The organism is Oceaniglobus roseus, assembly GCF_002869745.1.
GTDB classification, from domain to species: Bacteria; Pseudomonadota; Alphaproteobacteria; order Rhodobacterales; family Rhodobacteraceae; genus Oceaniglobus; species Oceaniglobus roseus.
The window spans coordinates 26,615-51,046 of sequence record NZ_PNOS01000008.1 but is presented as its reverse complement, the minus strand read 5'-3'; the positions used below and the strand labels follow the sequence as shown (position 1 = coordinate 51,046).

The window sequence follows — 24,432 nt, the reverse complement described above, 5'->3', positions numbered from 1 at the left end:
ATGGAGACGCGGGCCAACTTCATCCTGATCGGCGCCTTCACCCTCGCCGCGCTCGCCGGGGCGCTCGCCTTCTTCGTGTGGCTCGCCAGCGTGCAGATCGACCGGCAGTATGCCACCTACGGCATCCTCTTCGACGACGTCTCGGGCCTCGATCCTTCGGGCGCCGTGCTGTTCAACGGGATCCCCGTCGGGCAGGTGATCGGGCTCAGGATCTACGAGAAGGATCCCTCGAAGGTCTTCACCACGATCGAGGTCGACGCCACGGTGCCGGTGCGCGCCGACACCGTCGCGCAGCTCCAGTCCCAGGGCGTGACCGGCGTCGCCTACATCTCGCTCTCGGGCGGCACACCGGAAGCGCCGCTGCTGGAGGGGATCGACGGAGAGCTGCCGATCATCCCTTCCCGCCGCTCGACCGTGCAGGTGCTGGTCGAGGATGCGCCCGACCTCCTGGCCGAGACGGCGAAGCTCCTGCGCCAGCTCCAGCTGCTGACCGGGACCGAGAACCAGGCCTATGTCAGCAACATCCTCAGAAACCTCGCCGCCTCGTCCGAGCGGCTGGACCAGGCGCTGGCCGATTTCACGCGGATCACCGACACGGTCGGCACCGCCACCCAGCAGATCACCCGCTTCACCGACCGGCTCGACAGCATCGGCGCGGCGGTCGAGACGACGCTGCAGGGGGCGAACGGCACGCTCGCCTCGGCGCAGCGGGCGTTCGACGCGGCCAGCACGACGCTGACCTCGTCCGCCGGCGCGGTCGCGCGGATCGAGGGCACCTTCGCCGAGGCCGAGTCCCTGCTCGCGACCCGCGTGCCCGGCATCCTCGACGAGGTGGCGCAGACCGTGACCGACACCCGCAGCGCCATCGCCGATCTGCAGGCGAAGACGGGCGGCGTGCTCGACGGGTTCGGGCAGACGGCGGGGCTGCTGAACACGCGCCTCGCCGAGCTGGAGAACACGCTGCTGAACGCCAACACCGCCTTCGTCGCCGTGACCGAGGCCTCGGACACCTTCGACACGCTGGTGGACGGCGACGGCACGCTGATGGTGGCCGAGGCGCGGGACGTGCTGGCCGACGCGAAATCCGCCATCGGCGGCATCGACGCGGTGGTGAGGAACGACCTGCCGGGGATCGTCGCGGACGTGCGCGGCGCCGTCTCCCGCGCGGCCGCGGCGGTCGACCGGGTGGCGGCCGACGTCACCGGCCTGACCGGGCAGTTCGACCCCATCGCGACCGACACCCGCACCGCGCTCGCCTCCGCCAACCAGCTGCTGACCCGGGCGCGCGGCAGTCTCGACGGGCTCGACACGGCGCTTGCAAACACGAAGGGCGCGCTGGCCTCGGCCGAGCGCGCCTTCGACACCGCCGACGGGCTGATGCGCACCGACCTCGCCCCGGTACTGGAGGACGTGCGCACCGCCTCGGCCCGGATCGGTGCGGCGGTCGAGGACGTGGCCCGCGACGTGCCCGCCATCGCCGCCGACCTGCGCGCCCTGATCGCGCGCACCGACGCGCTGGTCGGCGACGTGCAGCGCGCGGTCGACGGCGCCGCGCCCGGCATCGGCGAGTTCAGCCGCACCGGCCTGCCCGAGCTGACCCGCCTCGGCACCGAGGCGCGGGGCCTCGTCTCCACGCTCGACTCGCTGGTGCGCAAGCTCGGCCGCGATCCCGCCCGCTTCCTGCTCGACAACCGCGTTCCCGAATACCGGAGATGATGCCCATGGCGCGCCACGCCCCGACCCGCAGACTGGTCCTTCTCGGCGGTCTTGCCGCGCTCTCCGGCTGCTCGGCGGTCTCGGCGCTGAACTCGGCCGCCGTGCCCCTCGACACCTACGACCTGTCGCCGCCTCCCGCGGGCCCCGCGGGCCGCGGTGGCGGCACGACGCTGCTGATCGCGCGCCCCGAGGCCTCGGCCGCGCTGACCTCGGACCGTATCATGGTGCGGCCCGATCCCGCCGCCATCGCCTATCTCCCCGCCGCGCAGTGGAGCGACGAGGCGCCGCTGCTGGTCCAGTCGCTGCTTGTGCGTACGCTCGCGGGCACCGGGCGGCTCGGCTATGTCGGGCGCAGCGAGGGCGGGCCGGTGCCGGACGTGGTCGCGCTGGCGCGGCTCGACGCCTTCGAGATCGAGGTGGCGCCGGACGGTGCGCTGACGGCGCGCACGGCCATCGCCCTGAGCCTGATCCGCGACCGCGACCAGCGGGTGATCGGGGGCCGCAGGTTCGAGGCGACGGCCCCCGCGGCCGACGACAGCCCGAAAGCCGTCGTCGCCGCCTTCCAGGCCGCGATGGACCGGCTCCTGCCCGAGATCGCGGGCTGGACCGTGGCCCGCGTCTGAGGCGCGGCGACCGGGATGCTGCCGCCAACCTGTTCGGATCATTACAAGTTTGTAATCCCGGAACTCCGACGTCCCGGGCGGCGCTTGGCTGGCGACATGCAACAGCGACCCCCGTCGAAAGGGCGCCGCAGTCACAAGGACCCGCACCCATGGAGATTCCCGAACAGACGATCCTCGTCCTTCAGGGCGGCGGGGCGCTTGGCGCCTACCAGGCCGGCGCCTATGCCGCGCTGGCCGAGGCGGGACACGAGCCGGGGTGGGTCGCGGGCATCTCCATCGGCGCGGTCAATGCCGCGCTGATCTGCGGCAACCCGCCCGCCCGCCGCGAAGCCGCGCTGCGGCACTTCTGGGAGGGCATCACCGCCAGCCTGCCCGCGCCACCCTTCGCGCTCGGGCCCACCGTGAGGAAGCTCTACGGCGAGGTCGCCGCGGCAAGCGTTACGATGACCGGCGTGCCCGGCTTCTTCCGCCCGAACCTGCCCTTCGCCTTCGCCCCGGTCCTGCCGCACCCGGCGCTCGGGGTCTACGACACCGCGCCGCTGCGCGACACGCTGCTCGACCTCGTGGATTTCGACTACCTGAACGACGCGGGTCCGCGCCTCTCGGTCGGCGCCGTCGACATCGAGACCGCGAACTTCGCCTATTTCGACAGCCGCGAGCGGACGATCGGCCCCGAGCATGTCATGGCCAGCGGCGCGCTGCCGCCGGGCTTTCCGCCGGTCGCCATCGACGGGCGGCTCTACTGGGACGGCGGGCTGGTGTCGAACACGCCGCTGCAATACGTGATGGACAACCTCGGCGCCGAACCGGTGGTGATCTTCCAGGTCGACCTCTTCGCCGCGCGCGGCATGGCGCCGGACGCGATGACCGACGTGGGCCAGCGCCAGAAGGACATCCAGTATTCCTCGCGCACCCGCCTGACCACCGACCGCTATGCCGAGCTTCACGCCCTGCGCCGGGCCGCCTCGCGCCTTGCCGCCAGGCTGCCGAAGGAGATGCAGGACGATCCCGACCTGAAGCGCCTGACCGCCGCGGGCCCGGAGGCGCCGATTAAGCTGGTCGAGCTGATCCACCGCAAGCAGGGCTTCGAGGGCGGGGCCAAGGACTACGACTTCTCCCGCGACAGCATGACCCGCCACTGGGCCGAAGGCGCCGCGGACGTTGCCCGCACGCTCGCCCATCCGAAGTGGTTGGCGCGCAAGACCGGGCAGGACGGGCTGCAGATCCTCGATCCGGGCGCCGCCGGGACCGGCAGACAGGAGAAACGGACATGACGTCCGCGGATGCCATCGCACGGGCACATCCCATCCCACCCGGCGGGCCGGGCCTTGTGCCGGGGATCGTTCCCGCCGTGGACTGTCCGCCGCGCATCTGCGAACTGATGCGCTGTCACCCGGTCGATGTCGCGCGGGAGGGGGCTTCGGAGAGTCCCGCCGCGTCGGACCTCGATCCTCACGATCACCTGGCCGCCTGACGGCCGCAGAAAGGAGAAGCACCATGAACCTCAAGGACAAGGTCTGCATCGTCACCGGCGCGGCCAGCGGCATCGGCAAGGCGATCGCCGAACGCTATGTCGCCGACGGCGCCCGCGTCGCCATCGCCGACCTGAAGATGGAGGCGGCCGAGAAGGCCGCGGAGGAGCTGACGGCGAAGGGTCCGGGCAAGGCGATGGCGGTCGAGATGGACGTCACGAACGAGGACCAGGTGAACGCCGGGGTCGAGAAGGTGGTCGGCGCATGGGGCGGCGTCGACGTGCTGGTGTCGAACGCCGGCATCCAGATCGTCCACCCGATCGAGGATTTCCCCTACAACGAGTGGAAGAAGCTCCTGTCGATCCACCTCGACGGCGCGTTCCTGACCTCGAAGGCGGTGATCCCGCACATGTACGAGAAGGGCGCGGGCAGCATCATCTTCATGGGTTCGGTCCATTCGAAGGAGGCCTCGGCGCTGAAGTCGGCCTATGTCACGGCCAAGCACGGGCTGCTCGGCCTTGCGCGGGTGATCTCGAAGGAGGGCGGCAAGAAGGGCGTGCGCGCCAACGTCATCTGCCCGGGCTTCGTCAAGACGCCGCTGGTCGAGAAGCAGATCCCCGAGCAGGCGAAGGATCTCGGGATCTCCGAGGAGGAGGTGGTCAACAGGGTGATGCTGGGCCAGACCGTCGACACCGAGTTCACGACGGTCGAGGACGTGGCCGAGGTGGCCTGGGTCTTCGCCGCCTTCCCGACGAACGCGCTGACCGGCCAGTCGCTGAACGTCTCCCACGGCTGGTCGATGACCTGAGCCGTCCCGGGATCCCTGCAGGAGCAACGACCATGACACATCGCACGATCCTTTCCGCCCTTGCCGTCGCCCTTCTGGTGGCCACGCCCGGCCTTGCCGCGGGGCCGGACGCGCCGGGGCAGGGGCGCATGGGCGAGACCTCGGCCAGCGACACGGTGCGCACGATGGAGCACCTGCAGGCGATCCTGCGCGACGTCCGCGACCGGGTGGAGGCCGACGACATGGACGCCGCCCGCGCGCGGATGGCCGAGCTGACGAAACGGCTCGACGCCGCGGCACCGGGGCTGCGCGCGGTGGACGAGGTGGGGTTCGGCGTGATCGAGGCCGCGGCCGATGGGGCCTCGGAGGCGCTGAACGGCGGCTCGGCGGACACGACGACGCTGCGCATCCGCCTGATCGAACTCGGTGCCGCGCTCGGGATGCCGCTGATCCGCGACAACGATCCCTCCGATCCGGCAGCGCCTGCGCCCGCTGCAAAGGATGCCGGGCCCGCCCCGGACCAGGCCTCGGCCCCCGGTGGCGCGGCGGTAAAGGGCGAGGACCTGGTTTCGGCCACGGTCGCCGTCCCGCCGATCTGCACCCGTCGCCGGGACGCCCTCCTGGCGATGGCGGACGAGAAGGGCCGCAGCCGCGATCTGAGGGTCGATGCGCTGCTGACCGAGGCGGCCCGGCTCTGCGTCGCGCACGACATCCGCATGGCCGAGGCCCGTTTCGCCCAGGTGCGCCAGCTGCTCGCCGACTGAGCCGCGTCCCGGAGCGTCGCGCCCCGACACAGGGCGCGCGGTGCCATCCTCCCCTTTGCCTAATTTGGAGGCATCCGCACCGGCGCGATGCCTGGAGCCGCGTTGCGCACGGATTCGGATTGCAATGTCAAAACGGCTTGTTCAACATGTCAGGGAAGCAAGTTGGACGCCGCATGTACGATCCGAGTTCGCCCCTCCTGCGCAGCGCCGTCGGCGCCGGAGCGCCCCCGGCCCCCGAGGCCAAGGCACGGTTCGCCGAGGACCGGCTGCTGGATGCCGTCATCTGGTGCGAGATCCGCCCCGGCGCCACCGTCACCGAGGCCGACGTGATGGAGCGCTTCGGCCTGACCCGCGCCGCCGCCCGCGCGGGGCTCGCCCGGCTCGGCTATGACGGCTGGGCGCAGCCCCAGGCGCGGGCGGGCTGGCAGGTGCTGCCCGTCACCGGCGCGCTGATCGGCCATGTCCTGCAGGCCCGGCGCAGCGTCGAACCGGCGCTGGCCGACGCGACGCTGAACGACAGGGCGCTGAAGGAGGTGGCGCAGATCGCCGCCATCCTGACCGCGCTCAGGGGCCGCCCCGAGGCGGCGGCGGTCGCCACGCACAGGAGCTATGTCGACCGGATCGACGGGCTGCTCCTCGGCGCGATCAACCCCTTCACCGCGCGGCACCTCAGGAAGCTCTGGCACCATTCCGCCCGCATCACCCGGTTTCTCGAGGATGCCGAGGCGGGGGTGCTGTTCCACCGTGTGAACGTGCTGGCCCTGGCCGAGGCGATCCTCGCGGGCGACCGCGCCGCCATCGCCGAGAGCCGGCTGAACCTCATCGCCAGCCAGGAAGCCTTCTTCCTGCGCCAGCTGCTGAAAAGCGACGCCCCGCTCACCCCTGGCAGCGGGGTGGTCGGGCACTGGAGCGTAACGACTGCCACTGACAGGAGAGCGACATGAAACACACGATGAGAGCCCTGCTGACGGGCGCCGCGCTGGCGGTCTTCGCCCTGCCGGCCTTCGCCAAGGACCTGACCGTGGACCTTGCGGGCGAGCCGTCCTCGCTGGACCCGCAGGTGCAGTGGAACCCCGACAGCTATTACGTCTATCGCAACATCTTCGACAACCTCGTGACCCGCAGCAACGAGGGCGAGATCGTGCCGGAGATCGCGACCGAGTGGGAGCAGGTGTCGGACAACGAGCTGGTGCTGACGATCCGTGACGGCGTGACCTTCCACGACGGCTCGGCCCTGACGCCCGAGGACGTTGTCTTCTCGGTCAAGCGGATCACCGATCCCGCCTTCGCCTCGCCGCAGCTCGGCCAGTTCAACCAGATCACCGGGGCCGAGGTGATGGAGGGCAACAAGGTCAAGCTGACCACGAACGGACCCTACCCGGCGCTGCTGGCGCAGCTCGTGAAGCTGTCGATCGTGCCGAAGGCGGTGGTCGAGGAGGTGGGCGACGAGGCGTTCAACGCCGCGCCTGTCGGATCGGGCCCCTACAAGTTCGAAAGCTGGGACCGCGGCGTGTCGGTGACGCTGACCAAGAACGCCGATTACTGGGGCGAGGAGGGGCCGTTCGACGCGGCGATCTTCCGCGCCGTGCCCGATGCCGCGACGCGGGTGGCCGACCTTCAGGCCGGGGCGGCGGATCTTGTCGTCAGCATCGACAGCGATGCCGCGGCGCAGTTGCAAAATAACCCGTCGGTCAAGGTGCTTTCGGCCCCGACCGAGCGGGTGGCCTACCTGGGCCTGAACCTCGACATCCCGCCGTTCAACAACCTCGACATGCGCAAGGCGGCAAGCCTCGCCATCGACCGGCAGGGGATCATCGACGGGTTGCTGCAGGCGGGCGAGCAGCCGGTGGCGCAACTGGCGAGCCCCGCGCACTTCGGCTATGCCGAGGACATCGCGCCCTTCGAGTACGACCCCGAGCAGGCGGCCGAGATCGTCAAGGCGCATCCCGACCTCGCCGCGACGCCGGTCAGCTTCGGCACGGCGCCGGTGTTCGACCAGCGGGTGGTGCAGGCGCTTCAGCAGATGCTGAACGACGTCGGCTTCAACGTCGAGATCAGCATGACCGACATGCCGACCTACCTTGCCGCCGCCCGTGCCGAGGACCGCGCGCAGCGCCCCGGCGCGAGCTTCGGCCGCTGGTCCTGCGCCTGCCAGGACGCCGACGGGATCGCCTATCCGCTGCTGAAGTCCGACAGCTCGTGGAGCCGGGTGAACGATCCGAAGATCGACGAGCTGCTGGAGAAGGCGCGCGTCTCGCTGGACGAGCAGGTGAGGAAGGACGCCTATGCCGAGGTGGCGCAGATCGTGCGTGACCAGTACTACGTCCTGCCGATCTACCAGGCGGCGGTGCTCTATGGGGCGTCGGCGAAGCTCGGGTTCGAGCCGACGGCGAACGAGAGCATGTTCCTCAACCGCATGACCTGGGAAGAGTAATGCTCCGCTTCCTCCTGCATCGCGGCGGGCAGGCCCTGGTGGCGGCCTTCGGGGTGGTCACGCTGGTGTTCTTCATCCAGCGCCTGACCGGTGACCCGACGGCGCTGCTGCTGCCGGAAACCGCGACGCAGGCGGATATCGAGGCCATGCGCAGCGCGCTTGGCCTCGACCGCGCCCTCTGGGTGCAATACGTCGATTTCCTTTGGGACATGGCCCGGTTCGACCTCGGCCGGTCCTTCGTGCAGAACGCGGACGTGTGGGACATCATCCTGTCGCGCCTGCCGCGCACGCTGCAACTCGCCGCGGGCGCGCTGTGCGTCGCGCTGCTGATCGGGCTCCCCTTGGGGCTCATCATGGCGCTGGCGCGGGAGCGTGCCGTGTCGCGCTGGATCATGGGGGCGGTGCTGGCGTTCCAGTCGATGCCGACCTTCTGGTCCGGCATCATGATGATCCTCGTCTTCGGCGTCTGGCTGCAATGGCTGCCGCCCTCGGGCACCGGGAGCCTTGCGCATCTCGTCATGCCCTCCATCGCCCTCGGCCTCCTGTCGCTCGCCACCTATGCGCGGATCACCCGCGCCTCGGTCATCGACGAGCTGCTGCGCGACTACGTCCGCTCGGCCCGTGCACGGGGCGTGGGGACGGGGCGGCTGGTCCGGAAGCATCTGCTGCGGAACGCGCTGATCCCGATCATCTCGATCACCGCGCTGGAGCTGTCGCAGCTTCTGGCCGGGGCGGTGATCGTCGAGACGGTCTTCGCCTGGCCGGGGCTCGGGCTGCTCACGGTGCAGTCCATCGCCTCGCGCGACTTCCTGGTGGTGCAGGCGGTGGTGCTGCTGGGCGCCTTCGTCACCATCGGCGCCAACCTTGCCGCCGACATCCTCTATTCCGTGGTCGATCCGCGCGTGCGTCTGGGGGCCAAGGCATGAGCGCCGCCGCGCCCGCCCGCCGGTCCTTCCGCGCCGCCGACCTCCTGTCCTGGTGGCCCGCGTGGCTGCTGTTCGCGCTGGTGCTCTGCGCGCTCTTCGCGCCCTGGCTCGCGCCGATGGATCCGGACCGCCAGAACCTGCTCGCCCGGCTGAAGGCGCCGGGGTTCGAGGCGCGGGGCGCCGTCTATCACCTCGGCTCCGACGAACTGGGCCGCGACGTGCTGAGCCGGCTGATCTACGGCGCGCGGATCTCGCTGTCGGTCGCGGTGCTGTCGGTGCTGCTCTCGGGCGTCGTCGGCGTGACGGTGGGCATGGCCGCGGGATACCTGCGCGGCTGGACCGAGACGGTGCTGATGCGGCTCGTCGACATCTTCCTGTCGATCCCGGCGATCCTCTTGGCGATCATCACCGTGGCGGTGCTGGGGCCGGGCTTCGTCAACGTCATCCTCGTCCTCGCGCTGACCCGCTGGCCGCGCTACGCCCGCGTCGCCTACGGCCAGACGCTGGCGATCGCCGAGCGGCCCTTCGTGCGCCTGTCCCGCGCCATGGGCGCCTCGCCCGCGCGGGTGATCGCGGTGCACATCCTGCCGAACATCGTGGGCCCGCTGCTGGTCGTCGCCACGCTGGAATTCGGGCTGATGGTGCTGTTCGAGGCGGGGCTGTCGTTCCTCGGGCTCGGGGTGCAGCCTCCCACGGCCAGCTGGGGATCGATGCTGTCGACCGGGCGCAACTATCTCGCGACGGCCTGGTGGATCGCCACCTTCCCGGGCCTCGCGCTGTTCCTGCTCGTGCTGAGCGCCAACATGATCGGCGACCGGCTGAGCGACCGTATCGGAAAGGGGTAAGGGTATGGATTTCGGAGAGGAGTTCCACGGCAAGCGGGTCGTGGTCACGGGCGCGTCGGGCGTCATGGGCCGCGCCTTCGTGGACCATTTCGCGGGGGCGGGGGCCACTGTGTGCTCGGCCGACCGCAGCACCGAGGGGCTGTCGGGCTTCGCCGTCGCCGCCGACCTGACGACGGACGAGGGGTTGCAGACGCTGCTCGACGCCGTGAAGGCCGAATGGGGCGCGCCCGACGTGGTCGTGAACAACGCCGGGATCTACCCCTCGGCCTTCCTGCTCGACATGAGCGTGGAGGACTGGGACCGGATCATGGGCGTCAACGTCCGCGCGCCCTTCGTGCTGATGCGGGGCTTCGCGCTCCAGATGATCGAGAAGGGCGTGGCGGGGTCGTTCATCAACATCTCGTCCGGCGCGGCGCGGAAGATGCGGCGCACGGCGGTGACCTATTGCATGTCGAAGACCGCGCTCGACCGGATGACCAAGGGCTTCGCGCTGGAACTGGCCGAATACGGCATCCGGGTGAACTGCCTCGAGCCCGGCTTTGCCGCCGGATCCTCGGTCTCGCAGCTGAGCCAGGAGCATATCGACCGGGTGACGAAGGGCATCCCGCTGGGCCACACGACGCAGCCCGAGGACGTGGGGCAGGCGGCGCTCTACCTCGCCTCGTCGGCGGCGAAGAACGTCACCGGTACCTCGCTGGCGGTGGACGGTGGCAACTCGGCCGGCACCATGGACGTGTTCCAGGACAAGAAGAGGGCGCTATGATCTGGGATCCCGCCCCCTATCCGTGGCCCTCGGGCAAGAGCGCGGCAGCCTGTTTCAGCGTCGACGTCGACGCGACGTCGCCCTGGCTCTGGCAGCACCGCGACGGCATTCCGGCCGGTCTCGCCGCGCGGGAGCATCGCCAGTACGGGATGCGGCAGGGCTTTGCACGGATGGTGGCGATGCTCGACCGGCTGGGCATCCGCGGCAGCTTCTTCGTGCCCGGCGTGGTGGCCGAGGAGAACCCCGATCTGCTGCCGGGGCTGCTGGCGCGGGGCCACGAGATTGCGCTGCACGGCTATTATCACGAGATCGTCGCCGAAAGCTCGGACGCGCGTTTCACCGAGGCGCTGGAGGCGGCGCTGGAGGTGTTCCGGCGGCAGACGGGGGAGACGCCGAAGGGCTTCCGCTCGCCCGCCTGGGAGATGACGGAGCACATGCTGTCCGAGCTGAGGAAGCACGGGCTGTGGGACAGCTCGCTGATGGGGTCGGACACGCCCTACCGGATCAACGGCGTGACCGAGGTGCCGGTGAGGTGGGACAACGACGATGCGATCTTCTTCAAGTTCCTAGGCGGCGGCGACAAGTCCCCGCGCCCGGACCGCGAGGTCGAGGCGCAGTGGGCGTCGGACGCCGCGGCGCAGGGACGGAGCGGGGGGATGTTCATGCTGACGGTGCACGACTGGATCAGCGGCCGCGCGGCGCGGGTCGAGATGCTGGAGCGGGTGCTGCGGCCCCTGGTCGAGGACGAGGCGGTCTGGTTCGCCACCTGCGGCGAGATCGCGGCCCATCACGACCGGGTCGGCGACGCGCTGGAGGTGGAGACGGCAGAGGTGGTGCCGGTCGAGCAGCGGAGGCGCGCCCATGGCTGATTTCGATTCCGCACCGTCCCACCAGACCTGGCAGGTGACGAAACCCGAGGTGACGGGCGAGGGCGGCATCGTCGCCTGCCAGCACTACGAGGCGGCCGAGGTCGGCGCCGCGGTGCTGGCGAAGGGCGGCAACGCCATGGACGCCGCCGTCGCCACGGCGCTGGCGCTTTCGGTGGTCGAACCCTGGCTTTCGGGCGTCGGCGGCGGGGGCTTCCTGCTGCACGCCGCGGCAGACGGGAAGGTCGAGACGCTGGACTTCAACCTGCGCGCGCCGATGGCCGCCGATCCCGCCGACTATCCGCTGGCGGGAGGGGACGGGGGCGACTGGTTCAACTGGCCCCAGGTCGAGGGCGACCGGAACCTGATCGGCCCGCTCTCGGTCTGCGTGCCGGGCGCCGTCGCGGGGCTGTCGGCCGCGCTGGAGCGGCACGGCTCCATCGGCTGGGACGAGGCGCTGGCCCCCGCCATCGCGCTGGCCGAGCGGGGGATGCGGGTGGACTGGTTCGCCGACCTCGCCTTTGCCATCGACACGCCGGGGCTGTCGGGCAATGCCGCCGCGAAGGCGCTGTTCCTCGATCCCGCCGCGCGGCGGCCCGATCCCCGCGACCGCACCGCGCAGTTCCTGCCGATGCCGAAGAAGGCGGCGATGCTGCGGCGGCTGGCCGAGAGGGGCGCCGACGACTTCTACACCGGCGGCACCGCCGAAGCGCTGGTGGCCGATCTCCAGCCGGCGGGATCGAAACTGAGCCGGGAAGACCTCGAAACCTATGTGCCGGTCTGGAACGCGCCCGCCACCGGAGCCTACCGGGGACGCGAGGTGCACACGATCCCCGGCCTCTCCGGCGGGCCGAGCCTGCTGGCGGTGCTCGAGGCGCTGTCGGGGCAGGACATGGCCAGGCTCGGCGAGGCGGCCTTCTCCGCCGCCCATGCCGACGCGATCCGCGCCGTGTACGAACGGCGGCTCAGGACCATGGGGCACGCGGCGGCGGGGGGCGACTGCACCAGCCACCTGTCGGTGATCGACCGGGCGGGCAACATGGTCGCGCTGACCAACACGCTCCTGTCGCGCTTCGGCTCGAAGGTGGTGGCGCCCTCGCTGGGCATGCTGCTGAACAACGGCATGATGTGGTTCGACCCGCGCCCCGGCCAGCCGAACTCCATCGCCGGGGGGGCGAAGCCGCTGGCGAACATGGCGCCGGTCATCACCACGCGAGACGGCCGGCCCGACATCGCCATCGGCGCGGCGGGGGGACGGCAGATCTTCCCGGCCATCGTGCAGCTGCTGACCCGGATGATCGACCGCGGCGAGAGTCCGGGGCAGGCGCTCCACGCGCCGAGGATCGACGCCAGCACGCCGACGATCCTCGTCAACCGCCGCGCCGATCCCGCCACGGCCTCCGCCATCTCGGCCAACCACCCGGTGCAGATCACCGAGGACGCGCTTTATCCCGTGCAGTTCGCCGTGCCCTCCATCGTGCAGGCAGGACGGGACGGGGCGCCGAACCTGGGCGCGGTACATCCGAACAACCCCTGGACGCGGGCCGTGGCCTCGTGACGCTGCTCTCGGTCTCCGATCTGACCATCGAGGCGGGACCGCCCGGCGACCGGCTGAGGCTGGTCGACGGCGTGTCGCTGAGCGTGAAGGCAGGCGAGACGGTGGCGCTGGTGGGCGAGTCCGGCTCGGGCAAGTCGCTGACGGCGCTGTCGATCCTCGGACTGCTGGGCGAGGGGCTGACGCCCACGGCGGGGCGGATCCTGTTCGACGGGCGCGACCTGGCGACACTGGCGCCCGAAGAGCTGCGCAGGCTGCGCGGCGCCGACCTCGCCATGATCTTCCAGGAGCCGGTGTCCTCGCTCAATCCGCTGGTCACGGTGGGCGACCAGGTGGCCGAGAGCCTGATCGTCCACGGCCGCGCCTCGGGAGCGGAGGCGCGGGAGCGGGCGGTGGAGATGCTGAAGCGCGTCGGCATCCCCGAACCCGCCCGCCGCGCCCGACAGCTGCCGACCGAGCTGTCGGGGGGCATGTGCCAGCGGGTGATGATCGCCGCGGCCCTGATCTCGCGCCCGCGGCTCCTGATCGCGGACGAGCCGACGACGGCGCTCGACGTGACGATCCAGGCGCAGATCCTCGACCTGCTGGCGGAACTCGGGGCCGAGGCGGGGACGGCGATCCTGCTCATCACCCACGACATGGGCGTGGTGGCCGAGACGGCGGACCGGGTCTGCGTGATGTACGGCGGCCGCGTGGTGGAGGAGGCGGCGGCGGTGCCGCTGTTCGCCGCCCCGCGCCATCCCTACACGGGAATGCTGCTCAGGACGATCCCGCGGCTCGACCAGCCGCCGAAGCGGGCGCTCTACTCCATCGCGGGCAACGTGCCCTCGCCGCGCGACTGGCCCGAGGGCTGCCGGTTCCGCACCCGCTGCACCCGCGCCGATGCCGCCTGCACCGCCCTTCCGCCACTGGATGCCGCAGGCGAGGGCGACCGGCGCGCCGCCTGTTTCCATCCGCTGGAGGGGCCCCAGTGACGCTTCTGAGCATCGAGGACCTGAAGGTGCATTTCCCCGTGCGCACCGGCCGCTTCGGCGGGGCGAAGGGGCTGGTCAAGGCGGTGGACGGCGTTTCGCTGTCGCTTGCGGAACGCGAGACGCTGGCCGTCGTGGGCGAGTCGGGCTGCGGCAAGTCCACCACCGGCAACGCGGTGCTGGGCCTCGCCCCGGTGACGGCGGGGCGCATCCTGTTCGAGGGGCGCGACATGGCCCGCTTCGACGAGGCCGAGCGGAAGGCCGCCTGGCGCGAGATGCAGGTGGTGTTCCAGGATCCCGTCTCGGCCCTGAATCCGCGCCAGAGCATCGCGCGATCGATCGCCGAGCCGCTGGTGATCCACGGCCATCCCTCCGCCGAGATTCCGGGCCGGGTGGACGAGCTGATGGAACTCGTCGGCCTGAACCCCGACCAGCGGAACCGCCGCCCCGGCGCGCTGTCGGGCGGGCAGCGGCAGCGGGTGGTGATCGCGCGGGCGCTGGCACTGTCGCCGAAGCTCGTCATCTGCGACGAGCCGGTGTCGGCGCTGGACGTGTCGATCCAGAGCCAGATCCTGAACCTGCTGATGCGGCTGCAGGAGGAGCTGGGGCTCGCCTATCTCTTCATCGCCCACGACCTGTCGGTGGTGCGCCACATCGCCGACCGGGTGGCGGTGATGTACCTCGGGATCGTGGTGGAGGAGGGGCCCGCGTCAAAGGTCTTCGGCGACCCGCAGCACCCCTATACCGAGGCGCTGCTCTCGGCGATCCCGGTGCCCGATCCGGCGCTGAAGGGCAGGCGGCAGCGCATCCGGCTGGAGGGCGACCTGCCGAGCCCGCTGGACCCGCCGCCCGGCTGCCCTTTCGTCACCCGCTGCCCCATCGCCGAGCCCGCCTGCCGCGAGGCGCGCCCGGCGCTGGTGGACGTGGACGAAGGCCACCGGGTGCGCTGCCGCGTGCGCGCGCCGGAGGGTGCTGCAAACTCCTGACGCCCTCGCGGCCCGCCCCGTTCACGGCGACCGCGCGCCGCGCCTTCGCCGTCCCCGGCCTGTCGCCGCGGGCGTCGAGGTGACGGAGTTTGGGAAACTCCGCCCGCCCCGCGGCAGCGGTCCGCCCGGCCTCGACGCCGGACCGCCCCCGCCTGCGGCCGGGCCGGTCCTTCCCGCGGAGCGGTGGGGTTGCGGTGTCATGGGGCGGCATCCCGTGCCCGGACGGCGTTTGAAGTCTTCCGGGCGCAGGATGTGGGCATTGCGACCCGCGAGGGCACTACATCCGCTAGCGTTGGCCGGGCCTTCCACCTTGGAAGGCCCCGTCGCGCATTTCGGCCTCGGCTCCGGACCAGTCATTCCCGTGAGGACCGCAGCTCTGCCGCGGCCGCCGCACGGGGCGTGATGCCCCGCGCCCGGCGGAAGGCTGCGCCGAACGCGCTTTGGGATGTATACCCAAGCCGGGTAGCGACCTGTCCGACGCCTGTCCCCTGCCGCAGCAGTTCGTCCGCGAGCTGCATCCGCCAGCCATTGAGGTAGGCCATCGGTGCGAGGCCGACCCGCTCCCGGAACGCGGCGGCGAAGCTCGATCGCGACATGCCGGCCACGCGCGCCATCTCGGCCACCGTCCAGGGACGCTCTGGCGCTGCGTGAAGGGCGTCGAGCGCCGCGCCCAGCCGCTGGTCCGCCAACGCGCCGATCCAGCCGCTTCGCCGCGCGCCGTCGCCCTCGTGGGCATGGGCGCGGAGGACGTGGACCAAAAGCAGGTCCGCAAGGTGTTGGAGTACCAGATCGGTCCCCAGACCCGGGCGATCGAACTCCTCCGCCATCGTCTCCAGCGTCCGCCGCAGCGCCGGCGCGGCGGGAGTGCCGGCCGGGAGGTGCAGCACGCGCGGCAAGGCCCCGGTCAGCAGCGCGCGGTGCTGCGCACTGGCCGAGAAGCTGCCGGCGATCAGCACCACCTCGTCGCCGCCGTAGCGCCCGGTGCTGCCGCCCGCGAACAGCGGAACGCCGTCCTCCGGCGGCAGGGCGGGATCGCTGGCCAGCACATAGGCCGGGCTCTCGGTCAGCAGGAAGACGTCGCCGGCGCTCAGCCGCAGCGGCGGCGCGCCGTCGTGCAGCATCCAGCAGGCGCCGCGCAGGACCGCCGCGAACTTCAGCGCCTCGCGCGCCGGGAAGCGGAAGGACCAGTCGCCGGCCGCCTCGAAGCGATGCGTGCGCGCGCTTTGCAGGTCGAGCAGGCGGAAGACGCAGGTCAGCGTGTCGGTCATTTCGGACGATCGCGAGAGTTATCTGGAGCCAAGGCTATCGAAGCTCCGACGCGCTGCCAATACCTGTGCCCCGAACGGAAGGAGACAGGACATGGATGGCATCCAGGACAAGGTCGTGGCGCTTACCGGGGCCAGCAGCGGCATCGGCCGCGCGGTGGCGCTGGATCTCGCGTCGGCAGGCGCGGCGCTGGTGCTTGGCGCCCGGCGGCAGGACCGGCTGATGGCGCTGGTGGACGAGATCACCGCCGCCGGTGGCCGGGCAATCGCGGTCGAGACCGACGTGCGAGACCGCGCGTCCGTGGGCGGCCTGGTCGATGCGGCGGTGACGACCTGCGGCCGGCTCGACGTGATGATCGCGAATGCCGGGGTCGGGCCGATCTCGCGCCTCGACAAGTTGAGGGAGGACGACTGGGCGGCGATGGTCGACGTGAACCTGAAGGGCGTGCTGCATTGCATCGGCGCGGCGCTGCCCGTGTTCCGGGCGCAGAAGGACGGGCATTTCATCGCCACCGTCTCGACCGCCGGGCTGAAGATCCTGCCGACGATGGCGGTCTATGCCGCGACGAAGAACGCGGTGCGCACGCTGATGGAAGGCTTCCGGCAGGAAGCGGGACCGGACCTGCGCGTCACCGAGGTCTCGCCCGGCTACGTCCGCACCGAGTTCGGGGACAGCGTCACCGACCCCGAGGTTCTGGCGGCGGTCTCCGAAACGATGAAGGCCACCGGCCTGCCGCCCGAGGCGATCGCCCGCGCCATACGCTTTGCCATCGCCCAGCCGCGAGAGGTCGATGTGGGGTCGATCGTGATCCGGCCAACCGCGCAGGGCTGAGGGCGCAAGGTCGCCTCTGCCGCCGCGGTGACTTCGCTTCTCCAGTCAGCAGTTGATCTTCGCTATCCTCTCTTCATCGCTCGCCAGCTTCTCCCCGCCCGCGACCGCGGCAAGCCCGGATCGGCGCACAGCAGGACAAGGCGCACCGCGCGATCCTGCAAGCCATGCGCGGCACGCCGGACCCGATGCTGGACAGCATCGCGGACGAGCGGATGCTCGAAGCGCTGTTCCGGGCCTGGACCGACGCGGCCTCCCTGGCGGATGCCCGCAAGATCGCCCGGCATCCGCTGTGCCCGCCCTCGATCGTCGAGGCCGTCGCCCAGCGCGCCGAGAAGCCGGCGAACGATGCGACGCTGCCGAACCAGAAGCCGCGGCCGCAGGCCGCGGCGGACGAAGGCTGAGCGCGTGTGCTGCGTAAGGCTGCCGATGGGCGTGGCCGGGAGGTTGCGCCCCTTCCTAATTGGGACCGAGCGCTGGCGGAAACTTCAACCGACTGTGCTCAGCCCCAGTCGAGGGGCTCGCCGCCCATGACTTGCCCGAAGACGTTCTCCCTGTGCCAGCGCAGGTTCTCGGGGTGCGGGGCGTTGCGCGGATCCTCGGGCTTCAGCAGCTTGCCGTCCGGCGCCAGCAGGCGGTCGACGACATCGCCCGGGACCTTGTTGCGCGAGACGAGGATGGTCTCGCAGTCGTCGGCGACGGAGATCAGGCCGCGGTCGAACATCCAGTGCAGCGTGCCCGACAGCGCGAGGCCATTGCGGACGGAGTCGCTGCCCTGCCGCTCCACGGGCCGGATATGGGCTGCCTGGACCTCGGGCCGTCCGCCGCCGTTGCGCAGGTGCAGGCCGGACATGGCGCAGCGGTAACCGTAGGCCTCGCGGACCTTCCGGCGGAAGGCGACCTCGCGGTAGGGCCGGCGCGTCAGGCGTTCCAGGACGGGGCGCTCGAAAAGCTCGGCGCCCTCGGCAAGCTCCGCCGGCTGCGGGTCGTAGCGGGTTGCCTCCTTCCGCTCCAGGTCCTGCGGCAGGCCAAGGTTCACGATCCGTGCGAAGTCCGCCTCCTGCAACCGGCGCACGGCAAGCTGGACGGACCCGCCCTTCTTCGGCGACCCGTCCGGCTCGGTCAGCGCAGCCTCCAGCGGGCGCCCGTTCACGAGGCGCGGCACCTCGCTGTCGAAGGGGAGGAAGCTCCCCGGTTCGATCAGGGCGAGGAAGCGGCCCTCGACACCCGGCTTGGGGATGACCCGCGAGATCTTGGCGACGGCGAAGTACCCGCGCGGTCCCGCCTTCACCGGCTCGTAGTAGACGACCCAGTCGCCAACGGCCTCCTCGACCGCCTTCAGGTAAGACCTGGGGAAGTCGTAGACGACGTCGGGCTCGTCCTCGTAGATCGAGTCCGCCTTGTGCAGCAGAACCAGCTTGACCATGCCGCCAGGAAACCAATCCAGCGCGCAAAGGCAAGGCTTTTCAGCGGCCTGCGCTACCCACCAACACAACGCAGACCCGTATCATTCCCCACGGGAACACACCGCCGACGACGAGTACAAACACTGGCCGGGCGGCGCCCTCTGCCCCGTCAGCCTTCGCGCTTGAAGCGGAGGCGCGTCACGCGGGGGCCGGCCACCGCCATCTCGTCCGGGCCGGTCGGCACCAGCAGGAAGCGGCGGGGCCAGGGGCCGGTGAAATCCTCGATCGCCATGATCCCGGCGGGCAGGGGGGGGGAGACCCAGGCGTGGGCCCAGTACTGCGGCGTGCGCACGCGGTAGCCGTCCGCGTCCCTGGTGACGATCAACCGGCTTGCCGTTTCCCCGCACCACCATGACCCCGCCAGCGCGCCCTCCTCGCCGAGGGGGGGCAGGGTGTCGAGGGCCTGCAACCGGACCACCTCTCCGTTCCTGCGCTGCATCTCGATGTATCCCTCGGGGATGCCGGCGATGTCGAACCAGGCGGTCTCGGCGGCGCCCGCGGCCGGGGTGAGGCGGGTCGGGCTCTCGGCCAGCACCTCCACCTTGCCGCCGTGGATCTCGAGCTTCGGCGTGCCGTCCTCGATGCAGAGACCCACCATGGTCAGCGTCTCGGGGCTGAAGTACGGCCCCTGCGCCGCGCCCTCGGCCCAGAGGTCCATGTCGGGCGACCCCTCGGGCGCCGGGGCGAGGGTGCCGTCGAACAGCCGCTCGGCCAGCTTGCGGTTGACGAGACGCGGCACCAGCGTGCTGAGGTTCGACAGGCAGACCAGCGTGACGTCGGGGTCGTCGAACCAGACGATCTCGGCCTGGTAGCCGGGCCAGAGGCCGGTGTGCCCGACGCTGGACATGCCCCGCCAGGGCTCGGCGAACAGGCCGAAACCGTAGTAGCCGGCACCGCCGCCGCTGAAGGCCGCCGGAACGCGCATCCGGGCGATCAGCCCGTCGGGATCCTCGCGGTAGTAGCGGGCCCATTTCACCAGGTCGTTCAGCGTCGAGTGGGCCGAGCCTTCGCCCCAGAGCTCGGTCGTGATCTGGCCGCGGGAGATCTTCCCGTCCTTCTCGACATAGCCCGCGGCGAGGTGCGGGATCACGTCGTGGTGGCCCGGGCGCAGCTTCGTCGAGGTCATGCCGAGGGGGGTGAAGAAGCGCCGCTCGATGTAATCCTCGATCCGTTCGCCCGCCGCCTGTTCGGCGATCCGCGACAGCAGCAGGAAGTTCGCGTTGGAATAGAGGTAGGACGAGCCGGGGGGAAAGTTGGTCTCGGTCTGCCGCGCGCACATCGCCACGCTGTCGCGCAGGCGGTGCGGCACCGGCAGGCCGCCACCCGCGATGTACCAGAGTTCCAGGTGGTCGCGGATGCCGGAGGTGTTCGACATCGCCTGCGCGATGGTCACGGTGGCGGGAGTGCCCTGCAACTCGGGCAGGTGCTGTCCGAGCCTGTCGTCGAGCGACAGCTTCCCGGCGTCCGCCAGCGTCATCACCGCGGCGCAGAGGAACTGCTTCGTGACCGAGGCGATGCGGAACACCGTGTCGGGCGTGATCGGCACGCCGTGCTCGACGCTGGCCATGCCGGTGCAGAACTCGGCCGCGACCTCGCCCTTGTGGAGCACGGCCATGGCGCAGCCGGGGCCTTCGGCGGTTTCGGGCAGGCAGGCGCGGAAGTCTTCCTCGCTCGGCCGCTTCAGGGTTTCGGCATCTTTCACTCGGTCTCTCCCCCGGTCTCGCCCGGCGGATCGGTCAGCCGGGTCAGGTAGTTGGTCAGGTGGAAGGGCACGGTATCGGCGCCGCCGTCCTGCCCCTTGGTCATCGCGATGATGTCCTCGCTCAGCGCCACCAGCCGGTCGCGCACGTCTTCGAACTGGTCGCGGGTCAGCCGTGCCTCGAAGTCGAAGTAATAGCCGTCTTCCAGCCCCTCCGCGTCGGCCACCGCGCGCGTGCGGTCGCCCGAGACCTGGAGCATCGCGGCGAGGAAGGCCGAGATCGCGCCCACCGTCTCGGGCGAGACGTTGCCGGGCAGGGCGCCGCCCCTGGGCATCAGCTTGCCGAAATGCAGCATCCGGCCCGCGGTGACATAGAACTTTTCGAGGATGCCGTTGGACAGCGCCTGCGAGTGCGGCTTGACCACACCCACCGCTTCCAGCTGCTTCAGGTGGTAATGCGCCTTCGGCCGGGTCAGGTCCAGCGCCCGGGCGAGCCCCGCGCAGGTCATCGGCCGCGCCAGCAGCAGCGCCATGCGGTAGCGCAGCGGATCGCCCAGCACCTTCACCTGCTCGATATCCTCCAGGAAATACACATCGGGCACCGGCTCCCCCTCCGGCGCCGCGCTTTCGGGGGCGCGGGTTTCGTCTTCGATCACCTGGTACTCTCCTCCTCCACCAGCCAGCACGCCGCCCTGTGCTCCCTCCCGAGCAGCGGCGGTTCGGCTTCGGCACATCTGGCCATCGCATACGGGCAGCGGCCGCGAAAGCGGCATCCCTGAGGCAGGTCGTCGGGACTGGGGATGTCGCCGGTCAGCGGCGGCGGAGTCCGGCGGGCCGGGTCGGGCTGCGGGATCGCCTGCATCAGCGCCTGCGTATAGGGGTGACGCGGCGCTGCGAACAGCGCGGCGCGGGGCGCGACCTCGACGATGCGACCGAGGTACATGACCGCGACGCGGTCGGCCATGTGCTCGACCACCGCGAGGTTGTGGGAGATGAACAGGTAGGTCAGGCCAAGTTCGTCCTGCAAGTCCTTCAGAAGGTTCAGGATCTGGCTCTGGATCGACACGTCGAGGGCCGAGGTCGGCTCGTCGCAGACGACGAGGCGGGGGCGCAGCACGAGGGCGCGGGCCATGACGACGCGCTGGCGCATCCCTCCCGAGAATTCGTGCGGATAGCGGTCGGCAAGGCTGGGGTCGAGGCCGACCTGCCGCATCGTTTCGGTGACCCGTTCCGCGCGCTCGGCGCGGCTGCCGATGCGGTGGATGTCGAGCCCCGCTCGTATCGTCGCGCCGATGGTGGCGTGGGGATCGAGCGAGGCGTAGGGATCCTGGAAGATCAGCTGCATGTCGCGCCTGAGCGCGCGGGTGTCGAGGGCCGAGAGGTTCTTCAGCTCCTGCCCGTCGAAGGTGATGCGGCCCTTGGCGAGGTCGCGCAGGCCAAGCACCGCGCGCCCGAGCGTGGACTTGCCGCAGCCTGATTCGCCCACCAGTCCCAGGGTCTCGCCCGGCGCGATCGACAGCGTCACCTCGTCCACCGCCTTCACCCAGGACGTCGGCCGCCGCAGGACGCCGCCCTTGACGGGATAGTGGACGCTGACCTCTTCCATGGACAGGAGCGCGGTCATGTCGTGGCCTCCGCCGGGGCATCGCACCAGCAGCGCGACACGCCGCCTTCGACGGGATACAGCGCGGGCATCTCGTGGGTGCAGATGGTCATGTTCCTCTCGGCGCGCACGGCGCAGCGGGGGGCAAAGCGGCAGGCCGCGGGCATCCGGCCCGGCGGCGGCACGCTGCCGGGGATCGCGCCGAGGCGCGGTGCGACGCGCCCCTGCACCGGCATCGAGGCGAGGAGGGCGCGGGTATAGGGGTGACGCGGGTCGTCGAACAGGCGGGCCACGGGGCGCTCCTCCACGATCTGGCCCGCGTACATCACCGACACCCGGTCGGCGGTCTGGGCGATCACGCCGAGGTCGTGGGTGACGAGGATCATCGCCGTCCCCGTGTCGCGGCAGAGCTCGCGCAGAAGGTCGAGGATCTGCGCCTGAATGGTGACGTCCAAGGCTGTTGTCGGCTCGTCCGCGATCAGCAGGCGCGGCTTCAGGGCCAGCGCCATGGCGATCATCACCCGCTGCGCCTGGCCGCCCGACAGCTCGTGCGGATAGGCCAGCGCCTTCCTCTCGGGGGCGGGGATGCCGACGCGGGCCAGAAGCTCCACCGCCTGATTCATCGCCGCCCTGCGCGAGGCGCCGCGGTGGTGGATGAACAGCTCGGCGATCTGCGCGCCGACCCGGCGCACGGGGTTCAGGCTGGCCTTCGGCTGCTGGAACACCATCGAGATGCGGTCGCCGCGAAGCTGCACCATCTCGCGCTCGCTGGCCTGAAGCAGGTCCTGCCCGCCGAACATCACCCGGCCCGCGACGATCTTGCCCGGCGGAGAGACCAGGCGGATCAGCGAGAGCGCGGTGATCGTCTTGCCCGAGCCGCTTTCGCCGACGAGGCCCAGCACCTCGCCCTCGTTCACCGAGAGGTCCACGCCGTCGACCGCCCGGACCAGCCCGCTTTCGGTCTGGAAGTGGGTCTTCAGCCCCTCGACCTGCAACAACTCGCTCATGTCCTGGCCTTCGGGTCGAGGACATCGCGGAGCGCGTTGCCGAGAAGGTTCAGCCCGAGGATCGCGAAGAAGATCGCGAAGCCCGGCGCGGCGACGACCCACGAGGCGGTGCGCAGGAACGAACGCGACTGCACCAGCATCGCCCCCCATTCCGGCAGCGGCGGCTGCGCGCCGAGGCCGAGGAAGGACAGCGCGGCGGCGGAGAGGACGGCAAGCGGCATGGTATAGCTTGTGTAGATGACGAGGGGCGAGGCGATGTTCGGCAGCACGGTGCCGAAGGTGATCCGCCAGTTCCCCGCGCCGAGGACGCGCATCGCCTCGACGTATTCGCTTTCGCGCACGCTCAGCGCCTCGCCCCGGACGAGGCGGGCATAGCCGGGCATCGAGGCGACGCCGACGGCGACCAGCGCTGTCACCAGCGATGGCCCGAGGATCGCGATGATGGCGAGGAGCAGCAGGATGTAGGGAAAGGCCAGCATGATGTCGACGATCCGCATCACCGCCATGTCCGTCCACTTGCCTCCGGCCGAGGCGAGCAGGCCCAGCAGGATGCCGCCCGTCGCGCCGATGGCGGTGGCGACGCAGCTGACCAGCAGCATGTAGCGGGTGCCGTAGATCACCCGGGTCAGCAGGTCGCGCCCCAGCTCGTCCGTGCCGAGCCAGTGGGACCAGGAGGGCGGTTGCAGCCGGTCGATCATGTCGAGCTTCAGCGGATCGTAGGGCGTCAGCCAAGGCGCGAAGATCGCGCAGAAGACGATCAGCGCCACCAGCCCGCCGCCGATCTTCCCCGACCGGTGCCGCCAGAGGCGGCGCAGCGCGGCGCGGAAACCGCCCCGGGGCGGGCCTGCGGGCACTTCATCCAGCGCTGTGCCGAGGTCGGCGGCGGCGAGTTCGCGGGGGTCTGCCAAGGTCATCGGCTCAGCCCAGCTTGATCCTGGGATCGGCCCAGGCATAGAGGATGTCGACCACGAGGTTGACCAGCACATAGGTCGTCGCGGAGACGAGGATGATTGCCTGGGTGATCGTGAAGTCGCGCCAGCCGATGGCCTTCACCGCCAGCTCGCCGATGCCGTGCCAGCCGAACACCACCTCGATGATGAAGGCCCCGCCCAGCAGGCCGCCGATCTGCAGCCCGAGGATCGTCAGGATCGACAGGAGCGCGTTCGGCAGGGCGTGGCGGAAGATGACGTGCCGCTCGGGCAGGCCCTTGGCGCGGATCGCCTTGACGTAATCCTGGCTCAGCACCTCGACCATGCTGGCGCGGGTGATGCGCGACAGCGGCGCCGCCTCGATCAGCCCCAGCGTGACGGCGGGCAGGATCAGCCCCTTCCAGTCGCCCGCGTTCATCACCGGCAGCCATCGAAGCTGCACCGCGAAGAAGAAGATCAGGATCAGCCCGAAGAAGAAGGCGGGCATCGAGATGCCGAGCAATCCGATGCCCATTGCCACCTCGTCGATCCACGTGCCCTTCCAGTAGGCCGAGGCGATGCCGGTCGAAAGCCCCACCACCAGCGCCACCACCAGCGAGGCGAAGGTCAGCACCAGGGTGTTCCAGTAGCGATAGCCGATCTCGTCCACGATCGGCTGGCGTGTCCGGATCGACTCGCCCAGGTCGCCCCGCGCCACGTCGCCGACGTAGATCGCGAACTGCTGATACCAGGGCTTGTCGAGGTCGTACTTGGCGCGGATCTGGGCGATGGCCTCGGCCGCCTTCTCCTCGGAGACCTGGCCCGAGTAGAGGGCGAGCACGGCGTCGGTGGGGATCAGCGCCTTCATCAGGAAGGTCACGAACAGGATCCCGAACAGGACCGGAACGGTCATCGCGATGCGGCGGATGATGTAGGCGGTCATGGGC

24 protein-coding genes are annotated in these 24,432 nt (G+C 70.7%); 16 read left to right on the top strand and 8 right to left on the bottom strand.

All coding sequences use genetic code 11. The features are described 5' to 3' along the window. The 14 genes from A7B20_RS05935 to A7B20_RS05870 all read left to right on the top strand — a co-directional run bounded on the left by A7B20_RS05935 (window position 1) and on the right by A7B20_RS05870 (window position 14,708). Complete coding sequence (locus A7B20_RS05935; protein WP_102107639.1) at window positions 1-1,716, top strand: MlaD family protein; 1,716 nt, start codon at window positions 1-3, stop codon at window positions 1,714-1,716. A gap of 5 nt (window positions 1,717-1,721) precedes the next feature. After that, window positions 1,722-2,339, top strand: coding sequence for an ABC-type transport auxiliary lipoprotein family protein (locus A7B20_RS05930; protein WP_102107638.1), 618 nt, complete (start codon window positions 1,722-1,724; stop codon window positions 2,337-2,339). Window positions 2,340-2,488: 149 nt separating this feature from the next. Continuing rightward, window positions 2,489-3,613, top strand: a complete 1,125-nt coding sequence (locus A7B20_RS05925) for a DUF3734 domain-containing protein (RefSeq protein WP_102107637.1) — start codon at window positions 2,489-2,491, stop codon at window positions 3,611-3,613. Window positions 3,614-3,836: 223 nt separating this feature from the next. After that, window positions 3,837-4,619 carry a 3-hydroxybutyrate dehydrogenase gene (locus A7B20_RS05920; RefSeq protein WP_102107636.1) on the top strand — a complete coding sequence of 261 codons (783 nt, stop codon included), beginning with the start codon at window positions 3,837-3,839 and terminating at the stop codon, window positions 4,617-4,619. Between the two features lie 32 nt (window positions 4,620-4,651). Continuing rightward, the gene (locus A7B20_RS05915; RefSeq protein ID WP_102107635.1) at window positions 4,652-5,362 is read left to right on the top strand and encodes a hypothetical protein; all 711 of its coding nucleotides are present in this window, start codon (window positions 4,652-4,654) and stop codon (window positions 5,360-5,362) included. Window positions 5,363-5,535: 173 nt separating this feature from the next. Further along, window positions 5,536-6,306, top strand: a complete 771-nt coding sequence (locus A7B20_RS05910) for a GntR family transcriptional regulator (protein WP_102107634.1) — start codon at window positions 5,536-5,538, stop codon at window positions 6,304-6,306. Beyond that, window positions 6,303-7,796 carry an ABC transporter substrate-binding protein gene (locus A7B20_RS05905; RefSeq protein WP_102107633.1) on the top strand — a complete coding sequence of 498 codons (1,494 nt, stop codon included), beginning with the start codon at window positions 6,303-6,305 and terminating at the stop codon, window positions 7,794-7,796. The genes A7B20_RS05910 and A7B20_RS05905 overlap by 4 nt, the downstream gene beginning before the upstream one ends. Beyond that, window positions 7,796-8,722, top strand: a complete 927-nt coding sequence (locus A7B20_RS05900; protein ID WP_102107632.1) for an ABC transporter permease — start codon at window positions 7,796-7,798, stop codon at window positions 8,720-8,722. The genes A7B20_RS05905 and A7B20_RS05900 overlap by 1 nt, the downstream gene beginning before the upstream one ends. After that, window positions 8,719-9,567 carry an ABC transporter permease gene (locus A7B20_RS05895; RefSeq protein WP_102107631.1) on the top strand — a complete coding sequence of 283 codons (849 nt, stop codon included), beginning with the start codon at window positions 8,719-8,721 and terminating at the stop codon, window positions 9,565-9,567. Before A7B20_RS05900 ends, A7B20_RS05895 begins: the two co-directional genes overlap by 4 nt. Window positions 9,568-9,571: 4 nt before the next feature. After that, entirely contained in the window at window positions 9,572-10,330 is a 759-nt protein-coding gene (locus A7B20_RS05890) for an SDR family NAD(P)-dependent oxidoreductase (RefSeq protein WP_102107630.1), read from the top strand. After that, window positions 10,327-11,199, top strand: coding sequence for a polysaccharide deacetylase family protein (locus A7B20_RS05885; RefSeq protein ID WP_102107629.1), 873 nt, complete (start codon window positions 10,327-10,329; stop codon window positions 11,197-11,199). The genes A7B20_RS05890 and A7B20_RS05885 overlap by 4 nt, the downstream gene beginning before the upstream one ends. Further along, window positions 11,192-12,754, top strand: coding sequence for a gamma-glutamyltransferase family protein (locus tag A7B20_RS05880; RefSeq protein WP_102107628.1), 1,563 nt, complete (start codon window positions 11,192-11,194; stop codon window positions 12,752-12,754). Before A7B20_RS05885 ends, A7B20_RS05880 begins: the two co-directional genes overlap by 8 nt. Beyond that, window positions 12,751-13,725 (top strand): ABC transporter ATP-binding protein, encoded by a 975-nt coding sequence (locus A7B20_RS05875; RefSeq protein WP_216641174.1) that lies wholly within the window; start codon window positions 12,751-12,753, stop codon window positions 13,723-13,725. The genes A7B20_RS05880 and A7B20_RS05875 overlap by 4 nt, the downstream gene beginning before the upstream one ends. Beyond that, entirely contained in the window at window positions 13,722-14,708 is a 987-nt protein-coding gene (locus A7B20_RS05870; protein ID WP_216641173.1) for an ABC transporter ATP-binding protein, read from the top strand. The genes A7B20_RS05875 and A7B20_RS05870 overlap by 4 nt, the downstream gene beginning before the upstream one ends. 353 nt (window positions 14,709-15,061) lie before the next feature. Here the strand turns inward: A7B20_RS05870 and A7B20_RS05865 are convergent, their stop codons facing one another. Beyond that, window positions 15,062-15,976, bottom strand: a complete 915-nt coding sequence (locus A7B20_RS05865) for an AraC family transcriptional regulator (RefSeq protein ID WP_102107627.1) — start codon at window positions 15,974-15,976, stop codon at window positions 15,062-15,064. A gap of 91 nt (window positions 15,977-16,067) precedes the next feature. Between A7B20_RS05865 and A7B20_RS05860 the strand changes: the two genes are divergently transcribed. Both A7B20_RS05860 and A7B20_RS05855 read left to right on the top strand, forming a co-directional pair. After that, window positions 16,068-16,805, top strand: coding sequence for an SDR family oxidoreductase (locus A7B20_RS05860; RefSeq protein ID WP_102107626.1), 738 nt, complete (start codon window positions 16,068-16,070; stop codon window positions 16,803-16,805). A gap of 164 nt (window positions 16,806-16,969) precedes the next feature. Further along, a complete protein-coding gene (locus tag A7B20_RS05855) occupies window positions 16,970-17,206 on the top strand; it encodes a hypothetical protein (RefSeq protein ID WP_102107625.1) in 237 nt (78 codons plus the stop codon). 98 nt (window positions 17,207-17,304) lie between these two features. On the opposite strand, the gene A7B20_RS05850 is transcribed toward A7B20_RS05855, so the two are convergent. From A7B20_RS05850 to A7B20_RS05820, 7 genes are all read right to left on the bottom strand, one after another. Next, a complete protein-coding gene (locus tag A7B20_RS05850; RefSeq protein ID WP_102107624.1) occupies window positions 17,305-18,228 on the bottom strand; it encodes an HNH endonuclease in 924 nt (307 codons plus the stop codon). Between the two features lie 149 nt (window positions 18,229-18,377). Continuing rightward, window positions 18,378-19,970, bottom strand: a complete 1,593-nt coding sequence (locus tag A7B20_RS05845) for a serine hydrolase domain-containing protein (protein WP_102107623.1) — start codon at window positions 19,968-19,970, stop codon at window positions 18,378-18,380. Next, window positions 19,967-20,623 carry an ArsR/SmtB family transcription factor gene (locus tag A7B20_RS05840; protein WP_157937613.1) on the bottom strand — a complete coding sequence of 219 codons (657 nt, stop codon included), beginning with the start codon at window positions 20,621-20,623 and terminating at the stop codon, window positions 19,967-19,969. Before A7B20_RS05840 ends, A7B20_RS05845 begins: the two co-directional genes overlap by 4 nt. After that, window positions 20,620-21,591, bottom strand: a complete 972-nt coding sequence (locus A7B20_RS05835; RefSeq protein ID WP_102107621.1) for an ABC transporter ATP-binding protein — start codon at window positions 21,589-21,591, stop codon at window positions 20,620-20,622. The genes A7B20_RS05840 and A7B20_RS05835 overlap by 4 nt, the downstream gene beginning before the upstream one ends. Next, window positions 21,588-22,577, bottom strand: coding sequence for an ABC transporter ATP-binding protein (locus A7B20_RS05830; protein WP_102107620.1), 990 nt, complete (start codon window positions 22,575-22,577; stop codon window positions 21,588-21,590). The genes A7B20_RS05835 and A7B20_RS05830 overlap by 4 nt, the downstream gene beginning before the upstream one ends. After that, window positions 22,574-23,491 (bottom strand): ABC transporter permease, encoded by a 918-nt coding sequence (locus A7B20_RS05825; protein WP_102107619.1) that lies wholly within the window; start codon window positions 23,489-23,491, stop codon window positions 22,574-22,576. Before A7B20_RS05825 ends, A7B20_RS05830 begins: the two co-directional genes overlap by 4 nt. Before the next feature lie 4 nt (window positions 23,492-23,495). Then, the gene (locus A7B20_RS05820; RefSeq protein ID WP_102107618.1) at window positions 23,496-24,428 is read right to left on the bottom strand and encodes an ABC transporter permease; all 933 of its coding nucleotides are present in this window, start codon (window positions 24,426-24,428) and stop codon (window positions 23,496-23,498) included. Between the last annotated feature and the right edge of the window lie 4 nt (window positions 24,429-24,432).